The sequence below is a fragment of the Pantoea sp. X-Soil-TKNS-1207 genome (assembly GCF_059730485.1).
Map to the genome: position 1 here is coordinate 293,057 of NZ_AP035958.1, position 15,904 is coordinate 308,960.

General features: G+C 57.9%; 10 protein-coding genes. 4 read left to right on the forward strand and 6 right to left on the reverse strand.

Translation table 11 applies throughout. From position 1 onward, the window contains the following. Positions 1-103: 103 nt before the first annotated feature. Genes aceB through aceK form a run of 3 tightly spaced genes read left to right on the forward strand, consistent with a single transcriptional unit; the run spans position 104 to position 4,805 of the window. Positions 104-1,702, forward strand: a complete 1,599-nt coding sequence (aceB, locus tag AC6I8V_RS01285; protein WP_497844137.1) for a malate synthase A — start codon at positions 104-106, stop codon at positions 1,700-1,702. Between the two features lie 16 nt (positions 1,703-1,718). Continuing rightward, positions 1,719-3,023, forward strand: a complete 1,305-nt coding sequence (aceA, locus tag AC6I8V_RS01290) for an isocitrate lyase (RefSeq protein ID WP_497844138.1) — start codon at positions 1,719-1,721, stop codon at positions 3,021-3,023. 48 nt (positions 3,024-3,071) lie between these two features. After that, positions 3,072-4,805 carry a bifunctional isocitrate dehydrogenase kinase/phosphatase gene (gene aceK / locus AC6I8V_RS01295; RefSeq protein ID WP_497844139.1) on the forward strand — a complete coding sequence of 578 codons (1,734 nt, stop codon included), beginning with the start codon at positions 3,072-3,074 and terminating at the stop codon, positions 4,803-4,805. Here aceK and iclR read toward each other — a convergent pair. Next, positions 4,802-5,632: a glyoxylate bypass operon transcriptional repressor IclR gene (gene iclR / locus AC6I8V_RS01300; protein ID WP_497844140.1), complete on the reverse strand. Its 831-nt coding sequence runs from the start codon at positions 5,630-5,632 to the stop codon at positions 4,802-4,804. The two genes, aceK and iclR, sit on opposite strands and share 4 nt — an antisense overlap. Positions 5,633-5,830: 198 nt before the next feature. Between iclR and metH the strand changes: the two genes are divergently transcribed. Next, positions 5,831-9,514, forward strand: a complete 3,684-nt coding sequence (gene metH, locus AC6I8V_RS01305; RefSeq protein ID WP_497844141.1) for a methionine synthase — start codon at positions 5,831-5,833, stop codon at positions 9,512-9,514. An 87-nt stretch (positions 9,515-9,601) separates the two neighbouring features. Here metH and AC6I8V_RS01310 read toward each other — a convergent pair whose 3' ends face one another. The 5 genes from AC6I8V_RS01310 to pgi all read right to left on the reverse strand — a co-directional run bounded on the left by AC6I8V_RS01310 (position 9,602) and on the right by pgi (position 15,559). Continuing rightward, entirely contained in the window at positions 9,602-11,692 is a 2,091-nt protein-coding gene (locus AC6I8V_RS01310) for a YjbH domain-containing protein (RefSeq protein ID WP_497844142.1), read from the reverse strand. Then, positions 11,692-12,429, reverse strand: a complete 738-nt coding sequence (locus AC6I8V_RS01315; RefSeq protein ID WP_497844143.1) for a capsule biosynthesis GfcC D2 domain-containing protein — start codon at positions 12,427-12,429, stop codon at positions 11,692-11,694. Before AC6I8V_RS01315 ends, AC6I8V_RS01310 begins: the two co-directional genes overlap by 1 nt. Further along, the gene (locus tag AC6I8V_RS01320; RefSeq protein ID WP_497844144.1) at positions 12,426-13,073 is read right to left on the reverse strand and encodes a YjbF family lipoprotein; all 648 of its coding nucleotides are present in this window, start codon (positions 13,071-13,073) and stop codon (positions 12,426-12,428) included. Before AC6I8V_RS01320 ends, AC6I8V_RS01315 begins: the two co-directional genes overlap by 4 nt. Positions 13,074-13,147: 74 nt before the next feature. Next, complete coding sequence (yjbE, locus tag AC6I8V_RS01325; protein ID WP_497844145.1) at positions 13,148-13,396, reverse strand: exopolysaccharide production protein YjbE; 249 nt, start codon at positions 13,394-13,396, stop codon at positions 13,148-13,150. Between the two features lie 516 nt (positions 13,397-13,912). Continuing rightward, entirely contained in the window at positions 13,913-15,559 is a 1,647-nt protein-coding gene (gene pgi, locus AC6I8V_RS01330) for a glucose-6-phosphate isomerase (RefSeq protein WP_497844146.1), read from the reverse strand. Positions 15,560-15,904 lie beyond the last annotated feature (345 nt).

Below are 15,904 nucleotides of genomic sequence, written 5' to 3' on the forward strand. Positions count from 1 at the left end.
GAAAATAAGATAAAAATCATTATGCTCTGATCTTGCAGGTCAAAAAACACCCTACAGCCGGATCCCGCCAGAGAACGCGGGATCAACACAGGAGGCAGCCCGCATGACAGACTCGGTTATCAGCAGTACGTTATTCTTTAGCCAGCCCTTTACCCACGCGGAAAAGCAGCTGCTTACCCCGGAAGCGATCGACTTCCTGCATACGTTGGTGGTGCGTTTTGCCCCCGAGCGCGAGCGCCTGTTAAAAGCGCGTCAGCAACGGCAGCAACGTTACGATCAGGGCGCATTGCCCGGCTTTGATTCGGAAACGGCTTCCATTCGGGAAAATGCGTGGCAGGTACGGCCGATTCCGCCCCTGTTGCAGGATCGTCGCGTGGAGATCACCGGCCCACCAGATCGCAAAATGGTGATCAACGCCCTGAATGCGAACGTTAAAGTTTTCATGGCGGATTTTGAGGACTCGCTGGCACCGACCTGGCAAAAACTGATCGATGGCCAGCTGGCGCTGCGCGATGCGGTCAATGGCACGCTGAGCTTCACCAGCGAAACCGGCAAAATCTACCAGTTACGATCCGATCCGGCGCTGCTGATGTGCCGGGTGCGCGGTCTGCATCTGGATGAGAAACATGTGGAATGGCGCGATCGTGCCATCCCCGGCGGGCTGTTCGATTTCGCGTTGTATCTGTTCCACAACGCCGACGCGTTGCTGGAGAAGGGCCACGGGCCGTGGTTCTATCTGCCGAAAACCGAACATGCGTCGGAAGTGGCGTGGTGGCGTGAGATCTTCCGCTTCAGCGAAGATCGCTTCGGATTGCCGCGTGGCACCATCAAAGCCACGGTACTGATCGAAACCTTACCGGCGGTATTCCAGATGGATGAGATCCTGTGGGAGCTGCGCGATCACGTAGTGGGTCTTAACTGTGGTCGCTGGGATTACATCTTTAGCTATATCAAAACGCTGGGCCAGCATGGCGAGCGCATCCTGCCGGATCGGCAGCAGATCAGCATGGATCAGCCATTCCTGGATGCCTATTCGCGCCTGCTGATTAAGACCTGCCACCGCCGTGGCGCACTGGCGATGGGCGGAATGTCGGCGCTGATCCCGAGCAAGGATCAGGAACGCAACGCCTGGGTCACGCAGAAGGTGCGGGAAGACAAAGCGCGCGAAGCCGCGAATGGTCACGACGGCACCTGGGTGGCGCATCCCGGCCTGGCCGATATCGCGATGGCGGAGTTTGATTGTCAGCTGGGCGATCGCCCCAATCAGCTGCATGTCAGTCGCGAGCAGGATTCACCGGTCACCGCCGAACGCCTGCTGCTGCCTTGTCGCGGCAAGCGTACCGAAGTGGGGATGCGCGCCAACATTCGCGTGGCGCTGCAATACCTTGAATCCTGGATCAGCGGCAACGGCTGCGTACCGATTGATGGCCTGATGGAAGATGCCGCCACGGCGGAAATTGCCCGCACCTCAATCTGGCAATGGATTCACCACAAGCAAATTCTTAGCGATGGCCGGCTGGTAACGGCGGACCTGTTCGAACGCCTGCTGGCGGAAGAGTTAGCGGCGCTGCGGCACAGCCTTGGCGAAGAACGCTTCCGCAGTGGACGTTTTGACACTGCCGCCGCGCTAATGGCGCAAATCACCACCGATGATGAACTGGTTCCTTTCCTCACTCTGCCAGGCTATCGCCTGCTGCCCTGACCCTGGAGAAATTGCTATGTCCACTCGTAAGCAACAGATCGAACAACTGGAAACTACCTGGCGCGCTGCCCGCTGGCAGGGGATTACCCGTCCATATAGCGCACAGGATGTGGTGAACTTACGTGGTTCAGTCAATCCGGCCTGCACGCTGGCGGAACGGGGCGCGCACAAGCTGTGGTCGCTGCTGAACGGTGAATCGCAGAAAGGCTATATCAACAGCCTCGGCGCATTAACCGGCGGCCAGGCGCTGCAACAGGCGAAAGCCGGTATCGAAGCCATTTATCTCTCCGGCTGGCAGGTGGCGGCGGACGCCAACCTCGCCGGGCAGATGTACCCGGATCAGTCGCTGTACCCGGTGAACTCGGTCCCGGAGGTGGTGGAGCGGATTAACCAGAGTTTCCAGCGCGCCGATCAGATCCAGTGGGCCAGCGGGTTGTCACCGCAGGATGAAGGCTTTATCGATTACTTCCTGCCAATTGTGGCGGATGCCGAAGCGGGCTTTGGTGGCGTGCTCAATGCCTTCGAGCTGATGAAGTCGATGATTCAGGCCGGTGCGGCCGCGGTGCACTTTGAGGATCAGCTGGCAGCGGTGAAGAAATGTGGCCATATGGGCGGCAAAGTGCTGGTGCCAACCCAGGAAGCGATTCAGAAACTGGTGGCCGCGCGTCTGGCGGCAGACGTCCTGGGCGTGCCGACGGTGCTGCTGGCGCGTACCGATGCGGATGCCGCCGATCTCATCACCTCGGATTGCGATGAATACGATCGTGCCTTTATCACCGGCGAGCGGACCGCAGAAGGCTTCTTCCGGACTCACGCCGGGATTGAGCAGGCGATCAGCCGTGGTCTGGCCTACGCGCCCTATGCCGATGTGTTGTGGTGCGAAACCTCGACGCCGGATCTGGCGCTGGCGCAGCGCTTTGCCGATGCCATTCATGCGAAGTATCCGGGCAAACTGCTGGCCTACAACTGTTCGCCATCCTTCAACTGGAAGAAAAACCTCGACGATCGCACCATCGCCCGTTTCCAGCAGGCGCTGAGCGAGATGGGCTACCGCTTCCAGTTCATCACGCTGGCGGGGATCCACAGCATGTGGTTCAACATGTTCGACCTGGCGCACGCCTATGCGCAGGGCGAGGGGATGCGCCACTACGTGGAGAAAGTGCAGCAGCCGGAGTTCGCCGCGCGTGAGAAAGGCTACACCTTCTCGTCGCATCAGCAGGAGGTTGGCACCGGCTATTTCGACCGCGTTACCACGGTGATCCAGGGGGGGAAATCGTCAGTCACCGCGCTGACCGGTTCCACGGAAGCTGAGCAGTTCTGAGTTGAGACGCTGGCCCACGGAGGGGCCATATTGCCGGGAGAGATGCCGATGCCGCCCAGAGAATCCCTCATTGCTCATACCATCCTGCAAGGTTTTGACGCGCAGTATGGCCGCTTTCTTGATATCACCGCCGGGGCGCAACAGCGCTTTGAGCAGGCCGAATGGCATGCGGTGCAGCAGGCGATGAAAGCGCGTATCCACCTTTATGATCATCATGTGGGGCTGGTGGCGAATCAGCTGCGCATCCTCAACAGCGCCTCCGACTGGGACGAAGCCTTCTGGCTGCGGGTGAAAAGCCACTACGAAACCTTGTTGCCGGGCTATCCGCGTCATGAGATTGCCGAGAGTTTCTTTAACTCGGTCTATTGCCGCTTGCAGGGCCACAGCCACCTGTCGCCCGATCGCTTATTTATCTTCCCTTCACAGCCGTTTGCCCCGGCGCCGGTGTCACCGCGCCCGCTGTCCCGCCTGTATCGGCCGCAGCAGAGCTGGCAGGAGACGCTGCGCCAGCTGCTCAACGATATCCCGCTGCGCCTGCCGTGGCAGGACCAGGCACGGGATATCAACTGGATCGTGCGCCATCTGCACGAACAATTCAGCCCGACGCAGCTCGCCCATGCCACGCTGGATGTGGCCAGCGAGCTGTTTTACCGCAACAAAACAGCGTGGGTGGTGGCGCGTTTGCAACTGGAGGATGACACGCTGCCGTGCCTGTTACCGATTCAGCGTGATGAGGCGGGGCGTCTGTGGATCGACACCTGCCTGACCGACCGCAACGACGCCAGCGTGGTGTTCGGTTTCGCCCGTGCCTACTTTATGGTTTATGCGCCGGTGCCTGCGGCGCTGGTGGCCTGGCTGCAACCGATTTTGCCGGGAAAAACCACGGCCGAACGTTATATGGCGATTGGCTGTCAGAAGCACGGCAAAACCGAGTGCTACCGCGAATATCTTCACTATCTGGCGCACAGCAAGGAGGCGTTCGCCATTGCTCCCGGCGTGCGCGGCATGGTGATGCTGGTGTTCACGCTGCCGGGATTTGATCGGGTATTTAAGGTCATCAAAGACCGTTTCGCGCCGCAGAAAGAGGTGACCGAGGCGCAGGTACGTGATTGCTATCAGCTGGTGAAGGAGCACGATCGCGTCGGCCGTATGGCCGATACCCAGGAGTTCGAACATTTCTCACTGCCGCGGGCGCGCATTCCGGCGGCGCTGCTGGCTGAGTTCGAACGCGATATCCCGGAAAAGCTGCGCATTGAAGAGGATGTGGTGATCATCCGTCATCTGTGGCTGGAGCGGCGTATGCAGCCGCTCAATCTGTGGCTGGCGCAGGCAGATCCGTCTCAGCGCCGCCACGCCGTGGAGGAGTACGGCGACGCCATCCGCCAGCTGGCGGCGGCCAATATCTTCCCTGGCGACATGCTATTCAAAAACTTCGGCATGACGCGCCACGGTCGGGTTGTGTTTTATGATTACGATGAAATCCGCCCGATGACCGAGTTGCAGTTCCGCGATGTCCCGGCGGCGCGTTACGAAGAGGATGAACTTCAGGCCGAGCCGTGGTACAGCGTCGGGCCGGACGATGTGTTCCCGGAAACCTTCCGCTACGCGCTGTGCAGCGAACCGGCCACCGGGAAATTGCTGCTGGCCCTGCACCCGGAATTGTTCGATGCCAGCTGGTGGCGCGCGCAGCAGACGCGCATTCGTCAGGGCCACATTGAAGAAGTGATGGCCTGGCGGACGGCACAGCGCTTTAGCGTGCGCTATGCCACGGTGGCGGCTTAACGTCCGGCGTACGCCTGGGTCACCTGTTTCGCCGCGCGGATCACCAGCGCGCCGAGTTCGGTGACGCGGTCGTCCGTCATACGCGCAATCGGGCCGGAAATGGAGATCGCGGCGAAAGGGTCGCCGTGTTCGTCGTAAATCGGTGCGGCGACGCAGCGCAGGCCCAGCGCGTGTTCTTCGTCATCATGCGAGAAGCCCACTTTACGAATCAGCGCCAGATTCTCTTTCAGGCTGTGCGGCGACATCAGCGTTTTCGGCGTGTAGTAATGCAACCCTTTCTGATGCAGCAGCGCGGTAACCTGCTCGTCGTTCAGATGCGCCAGAAAGGCTTTGCCTGCCCCGGAAGCGTGCATCGGCAGCTTGCCGCCAATCGGCGCGGACATACGCATCAGCTGGGTGCACTGCACCTGGTCGATAATCACCGCCTGGTAATCGCTGAGATCCAGCACCGCGAGGTTGACGGTTTCCCCGGCATCTTCCATCAGCGTGCGCAGAATTGGATGCACAATCGCCAGCAGGTTGCGGCTTTGCAGGAAGCTGCTGCCGACCACAAAGGCATGAGAACCAATCGCCCAGAAGCCGAGATCGCCCACCTGATGGACAAAGCCCTGCTGCTGCATGGTGGTCAGCAGACGATGGGTGGTGGAGTTGGGCAGGCCAGCCTGCTGGGCCAGCTCGGTCAGCGCTACGCTGCCGTTCGATTCTGCAATCAGTTCCAGCAAACGCAGGCCGCGCGTCAGGGATTGTACCTGGCCGCCAGCAGGCGCGGCGCTGGCCACAGTGGCACGAGGTTTTTTGCCGCGTTTCGCGGGCGCAGGGGTAGCCATGACTTCTCCAGGATTGCTTCAGATATGGAAACCATTTTCGTTTTTCACCTGCTGAATGCAAACGATGGCTTACTGGTCGGATCTGTATCGGTTACACCCTGAAAATGTCTCAACTGTCATAACTTTTACCCTCTTTAAAGTTGTGCCAGTATGTCAGGCTGGCATTTCAGCCAACGTAATGACGTGGACGGGGCAAGAGTGAGCAACAGAATAGCAGCACTGCATCAGCAGCTGGCACAACGCATCATGATTCTGGACGGTGGTATGGGTACCATGATCCAGAGTTACAAACTGGATGAGCAGGATTTCCGTGGCAGCCGCTTTGCCGACTGGCCGTGCGATCTGAAGGGCAACAACGACCTGCTGGTGCTATCCAAACCTGAAGTTATCCGTGAGATCCATAACGCTTATCTCGCGGCGGGTGCCGATATTCTGGAAACCAACACCTTCAACGCCACCACCATTGCGATGGCGGATTACGAGATGGAAGCGCTGTCGGCAGAAATTAACCTTGAGGCTGCCAGACTGGCGCGCGCCTGCGCCGACGAATGGAGTGCGAAAACGCCCGATCGTCCGCGCTACGTCGCCGGGGTGCTTGGCCCGACCAACCGCACCTGCTCCATCTCACCGGACGTCAACGATCCGGCTTACCGTAACGTCACTTTTAATCAGCTGGTGGCAGCCTACCGTGAATCGACCCATGCGCTGATCGCGGGCGGCTCCGACCTGATCATGATCGAAACGGTGTTCGATACCCTGAACGCCAAAGCCGCCATTTACGCGGTGCAGGTTGAGATGGAGGCGATGGGCGTGAAGCTGCCGCTGATGATCTCCGGCACCATCACCGATGCCTCAGGCCGTACTCTCTCCGGCCAGACCACGGAAGCCTTTTATAACTCGCTGCGCCATGCCGAACCGCTGTCGTTTGGCCTGAACTGCGCCCTTGGCCCGGATGAACTGCGTCAATACGTCGCCGAGCTGTCGCGCATTGCCGAAGGCTACGTGACCGCGCACCCGAACGCCGGGCTGCCGAATGCCTTTGGCGAGTACGATCTCGATGCTGCCACCATGGCGGAGCAGATTGGCGAATGGGCGCGCTCGGGCTTTCTGAATATTATCGGTGGCTGCTGCGGCACCACGCCGGAACATATCGCGGCGATGGCGGCGGCGGTGAACGGCGTTGCGCCGCGCACGCTGCCGCAGCTGCCCGTCGCCTGTCGTTTGTCCGGGCTGGAACCGCTGACAATCAGCGCCGAATCGCTGTTTGTTAACGTCGGGGAACGTACCAACGTCACCGGCTCGGCGAAATTTAAGCGTCTGATCAAAGAAGAGAAATACAACGAAGCGCTGGATGTGGCGCGTCAGCAGGTGGAAAGCGGCGCGCAGATTATCGATATCAACATGGATGAAGGGATGCTGGATGCGGAAGCGGCGATGGTGCGCTTCCTCAACCTGATTGCCGGGGAGCCGGATATCGCGCGCGTGCCGATCATGATCGACTCCTCAAAATGGGAGGTGATCGAGAAAGGGCTGCAATGCATCCAGGGCAAAGGCATCGTCAACTCGATCTCGATGAAAGAGGGTATTGAACCCTTTATCGATCACGCACGTAAAGTGCGTCGTTACGGTGCGGCGATGGTGGTGATGGCGTTTGATGAAGTCGGTCAGGCGGATACCCGCGCACGCAAAATCGAGATCTGCCGCCGCGCCTACCAGATCCTCACCGAAGAGGTGGGCTTCCCGCCGGAAGACATCATTTTTGACCCGAACATTTTTGCCGTCGCCACCGGTATTGAAGAACACAACAACTACGCGATGGACTTTATCGGCGCCTGTGAAGACATCAAGCGCGAGCTGCCACATGCAATGATCTCCGGCGGCGTGTCCAACGTATCCTTCTCGTTCCGGGGTAACGAACCGGTGCGTGAAGCGATTCACGCGGTGTTCCTCTACTACGCGATCCGCAACGGCATGGATATGGGTATCGTCAACGCCGGTCAGCTGGCGATTTATGACGACCTGCCGGCGGAACTGCGTGATGCGGTGGAAGATGTGATCCTCAACCGCCGCGATGATGGCACCGAGCGTCTGCTGGAGCTGGCGGAGAAGTATCGCGGCGCCAAAGGCGATGGCGAGCAGGAAAAACAGCAGGCGGAATGGCGCAGCTGGGATGTGGTCAAGCGCCTCGAATATTCGCTGGTGAAAGGCATCACCGAATTTATCGAGCTGGACACCGAAGAGGCGCGCCAGGCGTCAGCCCGTCCCATCGAGGTGATTGAAGGGCCGCTGATGTCGGGCATGAACGTGGTGGGCGACCTGTTTGGCGAAGGGAAGATGTTCCTGCCGCAGGTGGTGAAATCCGCGCGCGTCATGAAACAGGCGGTGGCCTACCTCGAACCTTACATCCAGGCCAGCAAAGAAGCGGGGCGCAGCAACGGCAAAATCGTGCTGGCAACGGTGAAGGGCGACGTCCACGACATCGGTAAAAATATCGTGGGCGTGGTGCTGCAATGTAACAACTACGAAATTATCGACCTTGGCGTTATGGTGCCGAGCGACAAAATCCTGAAAACGGCGATTGAGCAGAAGGCGGACATTATCGGTCTGTCCGGGCTGATTACGCCGTCGCTGGATGAGATGGTCAACGTGGCGAAAGAGATGGAGCGTCAGGGCTTCAGCATCCCGCTGCTGATTGGCGGCGCCACCACGTCAAAAGCGCACACCGCCGTGAAAATCGAGCAGAACTACAGCGGCCCGACGGTTTACGTGCAAAACGCCTCCCGTACCGTTGGCGTGGTGTCATCGCTGCTGTCGGACACGCTGAAAGAAGACTTTGTGGCGCGCACGCGCAAAGAATACGACACGGTGCGCATTCAGCACGCGCGCAAAAAGCCGCGCACGCCGCCGGTCAGCCTGCAAACCGCGCGTGACAACGATTTCTCTTTCGACTGGGCAAGCTACACGCCGCCGGTGGCGCATCGCCTCGGCGTCAGCCCGGTGGAGGCCAGCATCGAAACGCTGCGCAACTACATCGACTGGACGCCATTCTTTATGACCTGGTCGCTGGCGGGGAAATATCCGCGCATTTTGCAGGATGAGGTGGTGGGCGAAGAGGCGCAGCGCCTGTTCCATGACGCCAACGCCTTGCTGGATATGCTGAGCCAGACCGGTACGCTCAATCCGCGTGGCGTGGTGGGGATTTTCCCTGCCAACCGCGTCGGAGACGACATCGAAATCTATAGCGATGAAAAGCGCGACCGGGTGTTGTGCGTCAGCCATCACTTACGCCAGCAGACGGAGAAAACCGATTTCGCCAACTACTGTCTGGCGGATTTTGTGGCGCCGAAGTCGAGCGGCAAAGCGGACTATCTCGGTGCCTTCGCGGTGACCGGCGGGCTGGAAGAGGATGCGCTGGCCGAGGCTTATGATCAGCAGCACGATGATTACAACAAAATCATGGTCAAAGCGGTGGCGGATCGTCTGGCGGAAGCCTTCGCCGAGTATCTGCACGAACGGGTGCGTAAGGTGATCTGGGGCTTTGGTGCCAATGAGAACCTCAGCAATGAAGAGCTGATCCGTGAGAATTATCAGGGCATCCGCCCGGCGCCGGGTTATCCGGCCTGCCCGGAACATACCGAAAAAGCGCAGATCTGGCAGCTGCTGGATGTAGAAACCCACACCGGCATGAAGCTGACCGAATCCTTCGCCATGTGGCCGGGAGCGGCGGTTTCCGGCTGGTACTTCAGCCATCCCGACAGCCGCTATTTTGCCGTGGCGCAGATTCAGCGCGATCAGGTGGAAGATTACGCGGCACGTAAAGGGATGAGTATCAGTGACGTCGAGCGCTGGCTGGCGCCGAACCTGGGTTATGACGCCGACTGATTCAGGTTAAGGTGCGCATCAATGCGCACCCTACGGGAAGCGTGTGGGGTGGCCATTAATGGCCACCCTATTTATTAACGCGGGATATCAATTAAACCGCGCATCGCGATCTGACGTCAGATCATACAGCTGGTATTTACGGCCCAGCATCTGACCACCATCACGCGTCAACGGCACCCAGTTCACCTGCGCACGGCCACGGGTCGGCGTGACGGTGAACAGATCCATCGGAATCGAAATGTAGAAGCCTTTGGTAAAGCTGCCTTCGCCATACTCCTGCGCCGAAACGTTGGTTTTGGTGGCGTAGAAGCCAACGATGACGCCGCTGTCGAACTGCTTCGACATATCCAGCGTCACACCCTTATCCTTCGCCAGATACTGACCGACGCTGGCTTTCACCAGCACATTGTCCATAAACCACGGACGCCAGTAAGCCGTCAGGTTGCCGGTTGGCGCTTTGTAGTCGGTGAACCGCATCATGTCGTCCCAGTCACGCTGCTTGACGTAGTTGGCATCGACGCCAAACGCCCAGTTGCTGTCGACCGGACGATACAACACTTCGCCGCCCACGCCGCCGTACATGGTTTCCAGATAACCGCCATACACCTGACCATAGAAGCCATTGCCAAGGTAATCCATGTAGTTAGCTTGCAGGTCGTTAATGTAGACGTTGTTTTCTACGTACTGACGAATATGGGTACGGACGCGTGGCAGGCCGTTGCTGGCGGATAAGCCATTGTAATTAAACTTATCGTAGTTGTTGGCGATGTTGCCAAACAGGCTGCCGCCAACCAGCAGATGATCCGTCAGCCAGTAATCGACGTTACCCATCACGCCAACCTGGTACATATAGAAACTTTCCGGTCCGCCGACGGACTGGTTAAGCACCGGAGACAGGCTGTAGTTCAGGCGTTCTTTACGGATGAAATAGCCCTGCTCGGTGTCACCCGGATCGACCGGATTTTCACGCGTCTGTTGCAGCGGTTGCTCATGACCCAGCGGATATCCGGCGAGATCGTTATGCAGACTGGCGACGTCGGTGCGGGTGGTGACCTGCGGCATATTGAAGCGCGACTCCGTCACGTCAATGGTATCAATGCCGTCCGGCAGGTTATTCATGATGATGCGGTTGGCGCGATCCACGCCTTCACGCGTGTCACGGTATTTGGTCTGCTCGCCTGAGACATACAGCGTGCTGCCTTTGGTCTGAATACGCGGACCATTCAGGCCGGCGTTGTATTTCAGGTCGGTCAGCTGGTTCGCCACCACCGTTGGCTGCAACAAATTACCCTGCGGTTGCGGATTGTAAGCCGGTTTGGCGCTGTCGATATGCGACTGGTGCAGATCGTTAAAGTTGGTGCGCAGGGTGAAGCCAAACATAAAGGTATTGCCGCGTTCATAGCTGGCGTTGATATCCGCCCAGTCGGTGACGCGATAAATGGCGCCGACGTTAACCTTGCTGTTCTGCTCAAGGCGACCGGCGAAATCATCCTGATAGTTGTTGCCTTCATATTCGACTTTCAGGCGCAGCGGCTGCCACGGCGTCTGATATTCGATACCGCCAAACAGCGCGGCCGGGCCGTGGAACATCTGCGAACCGTTAATCGAACCGGTTTCGCCGCCGCCGCTGCGGGTACAGAAACTTTCGCTGTAGGAACAGAACGGGTTTTTGATGGTGCCGCTATTGCCGAGATAACCCCAGCCAATACCAAAGGTGAAATCAAACGGTCCCCAGGCTTTGGTGCCCACCAGATATTCGCTGTCGAACAGCCCGGTGCCGCCTAAGTCGCGCGTGCCGAATGACACTTCCGGCAGCCAGTAGCTCTCCTGCCACAGGCGCAGCTTCAGGTCGAAGGCTTTGTCTTTGTAGCTCTGGGTGCCGCTGAACGCATCAACGGCGCTGTAGCGGCGGGTACGCACGTCGGTATAACGCACGGTACTTTCCAGCCACGGGAACAGCTGCAACGAGGCGGAATAGTAGCGGTACTGATTGTTATTACGATAGTTAAGGCTGAACTCGCCATCACGCGACATACGCGCAGTGGGCACCTGTAGCAGGCCAACGCCGCCAAAGTCAGATTGTGACGGGCCAACCGGATCTTCATAGCTTGCCGCCTGCGCATTACAGGCAGCGGAAACAGCAACAGCCAGCAGGCTGAGAAGTAATTGTTTTTTCATCAGTCTGGGATCCGGTGAGTCAGAACAGAAATCATGCGGTCATTGAGGTCGCTTTGACCCCACGGCAGGCTCCATGACGAGAAACCGAGCCAGATAATGCTGCCGGGTTCCACTTCTATGTGGCGATGATTCCAGTACGCAATCGGTACCTGTTGAGTCTGGCCGGAGGGGGCAATCACCGTGGCGACACTGCGTTCGGCACCGGAAAGGCGATCGTATTCGGCAAGGTAGCTGCGCACGCTGCGGCCCGGCTGCCAGCTGGCTTTGCCGGGATGCGCCAGCACGCCAAGGATCAGCACCTGCGACGGCTCTGCCAGGGTGTAGAGGTCATAGTTGCCTTGCAAGGTGCGATTGGCTTCCGCGTGCAGACGCACCCAGTCGGGATCGAGCGGCGTGAACTGGCGGCCGGTAACCTGGATTGCGCTGAGCTGGTGGATAACCGCGCCAATGGCGGCCGCACGGTCACCGCTGTTATCCGCCTGCCAGGCACGTAAATCGGCCAGCAGTTGTTGCTGCTGCTGTTGCGCCACGGCGGTGGCACCGCGTTCCGCGATGACCGTACCGGGCCACCAGCTGTGAAGCGCCGGGTTGGTGACCAGCTGACTCAGTTTCTGTGCATGGTCGATTTGTAATGTTGCGCGATTCTGCCCATCGTGAACGATGACCTGGCTATCGGCCAGCGCGTTGCCCGCAGTGAACAGCGCCAGTCCGGCCAGCAAAGACGTTATTTTTTTCATGATTTCGCCGGTTTCAGAATGGTGGTATCAATCGGGAACTCGCCAGCGCCCAGCATCTGGCGGGCCTGCATGACCGTGCCGTCGCTGTTGGCAATCCAGAAGGTGTTCTGCCATGTGCGACCGAGGCTATCGATGCGAACGGTCTCGTGCCAGACGCGGCAGGGCACGCGTTCACCGGCAATATTCAGCACCTCATCATCGCCGCGCTGGAACTGCGATACCGCAGTAGCGGCACGCACCTTCGCCTGCTCGCGCCACTGCACCACGCGTGTCCAGCTGGCGCCGTTGTGCAGATGCAGCGCATCGGCCAGCGGGTCCTGTGCCAGATTGCTTACCTGATCGAGGTTATCGGGCAGGCCCAGGGTCTTCACCAGACGGCCATGCTGGGTGACCAGCATCGCTTTATCCTGGGTTATCCATTTCTGCTGACCGTTTTCGTTGTAACCCAGCACCACAAAGATGCGCGGGCCATCGTTAACGCGGGCATAGAGGCTGGCATAAGGCAGGTCGGCCACCTGCGTATCCGTCACCGTGACATCATCCGGTCCGCTGATGGCGAGCATGACGGTTTGTTCCAGCCCTTTTTGCGTTTGTGTGCAGGCCTGCAGCAGCAGGCAGAGAAGCAGCAAAGGAAGTCGGCGCACTGTGTGTCCCTGATAAATCGAATCAAAGCAAAAAATAACCACACGGGTGTGTGGTTATGTTTAAAGGTGCTACATCAACGGGTGGTGCCCGTTGTGGTCGTGGTTGTTGTACCGGTATTTGCACCGTCACCACCGCCAGAAGCGGCAATGCCGAGACCTACCAACGCACCGAGCGCGCCGATACCAACAGCGGTTGACGCACCGGCGGACATTGCTCCCGCCTGCGCGCCTGCTGCTGCACCAGCTTCTTCCGGAGCGGCAAACGCAGAGGAAGAGACGGCAACGTAAAGTAAGGCTGCACCGGCAACCATGAGTTTTTTCATAACAACAGGTCCTGCATTATTTAAATGAATGAAGGATGTACCCGAAACGGGCGGGTTCAGTATAGGGCAACAAATTACCAGAGTTCAGCGCGAGAAAAAGAGAGCGGAAAGGCGACAGTATTCTGGTGATAAATAAGGCGATTCAGCCGTAGCTGCTTTTTTTAATTGCGCTTTTTATTTGTTCTGGAATAACTGCATGGCTTCGCTTTCTGCGGCAGGATTTTTCACTTTTGCATTAAAAATTGGTACGGAATCGGAATATTCAGAATTTCCTGAAGATGCATAAACAAAAAGAATTGATTATTCATGAGGATAGATGGCTTTCTGGTGATAAATAGATCCATTTATAACCCGACTGCTCTGTGTGGGATCGTTAAAACTTCCGATTTTCCTTAGACCATTTTAAGAATTTTCTAACCGGCCTCCGCCCGTTAAATAACAAAGCTGCGGCGTTTATTGCATATTTGACATAAAAAAGGCGGCAATATTGCCGCCTTATTACTGCACCCGGAGAGATTAACGCCAGGATTTGTAGCGATTAATTAAGCCATTGGTGGAGCTGTCATGGCTGGCAATTTTCGCGTCATTTTCCAGTTCCGGCAGAATACGGTTCGCCAGCTGTTTGCCCAGTTCAACGCCCCACTGGTCAAAGGTGAAGATGTTGAGGATGGCGCCCTGGGTGAAGATTTTGTGTTCATACAGCGCAATCAGCGAGCCGAGGCTGAACGGGGTGATCTCACGCAGCAGGATCGAGTTGGTCGGGCGGTTGCCTTCGAACACCTTGAACGGCACGATATGCGCCACTGACTCTGCGGATTTACCGGCATCGGTAAACTCTTTCTCCACCACGTCGCGGGATTTACCAAACGCCAGCGCTTCAGTCTGCGCGAAGAAGTTCGACAGCAGTTTCTGATGATGATCGGCAAGGGCGTTGTGCGTCTGCGCCGGGGCGATAAAGTCGCACGGGATCAGTTTGGTGCCCTGGTGAATCAGCTGATAGAACGCGTGCTGGCCGTTGGTGCCCGGCTCGCCCCAGATGATGGGGCCAGTCTGGTAATCCACGGCGTGGCCGTCGCGATCGACATACTTGCCGTTGGATTCCATGTTGCCCTGCTGGAAGTAGGCAGCAAAGCGATGCATGTACTGATCGTACGGCAGAATCGCTTCGGTTTCGGCACCGAAGAAGTTGTTGTACCAGATACCGATCAGCGCCAGCAGCACCGGCAGGTTCTGCTCGGCAGGCGTGGTGGAGAAGTGTTTGTCCATCGCGTGCGCGCCGCTCAGCAGCTGCTCGAAGTTTTCGAAGCCGATAGACAGGATGATTGACAGGCCAATCGCCGACCACAGGGAATAACGTCCGCCGACCCAGTCCCAGAACTCAAACATGTTGGCGGTATCAATACCGAACTCGCCTACCGCTTTGCCGTTAGTCGAGAGCGCAGCAAAGTGTTTTGCCACATGTTGCTGGTCGCCAGCGGTTTTCAGGAACCAGTCGCGCGCGCTGTGGGCGTTGGTCATGGTTTCCTGGGTGGTGAAGGTTTTCGAGGCCACGAGGAACAGCGTGGTTTCCGGGCTGAGATCCTTCAGCGTTTCGGCGATATGCGTGCCATCCACGTTGGAGACGAAGTGCATATTCAGATGGTTTTTGTACGGACGCAGCGCTTCGGTGACCATAAACGGACCGAGGTCAGAACCGCCGATGCCGATGTTGACCACGTCGGTGATGGCTTTGCCGGTATAGCCTTTCCACTCACCGCTGATGATGCGCTCTGAGAAGCCTTTCATCTTCGCCAGCACCGCGTTCACTTCCGGCATCACATCTTTGCCATCCACCACAATCGGGGTGTTGCTGCGGTTACGCAGTGCGACGTGCAGCACGGCACGATCTTCCGTGCGGTTGATCTTCTCACCGGAGAACATCGATGTGATCGCGCCTGACAGATCGGTCTCTTTTGCCAGCGCCTGAAGTTTGTCGAGGGTTTCCTGGGTAATACGGTTTTTTGAGAAATCCACCAGCATCTGATCGTCAAAGGTGGCAGAGAATTTCGCAAAACGATCGGCATCCTGAGCGAACAGGTCGGCGATCTGCACCGATTTCATCTGGTCAAAATGCTGCTGCAGCGCTTTCCAGGCTGCGGTTTGTGTCGGATTGATATTTTTCATGGCAACACTCTTGTTGATATAAGAACCGTCATTCCATCCGGGCGCATCCAGCTGGCCCGGCTTGCTTAGCATTCTGGCGGTGTAGAGCTACCGCGACGCGTTTCAGTATGACCACAGTTGCTACGTAAAGGAAAAAAATTGTGACCCTGCTCGCTGCTTTTCAGCCAGCCGCAGCGGTCAGCACGGCGCAGGCTTTCGCGCATTTTCAGTAAAATCCGCCGCTGATTGTCAGCGGATGCGCAGCAAAATTCCCTGTGCCGCATCAGAAAAAGGCTGGGTTTGTTGCAACCAGAGACTACTTTAGGCGGGAGTTCGGCGCGTCGTTTGTTCTGCGATGCGCACGTC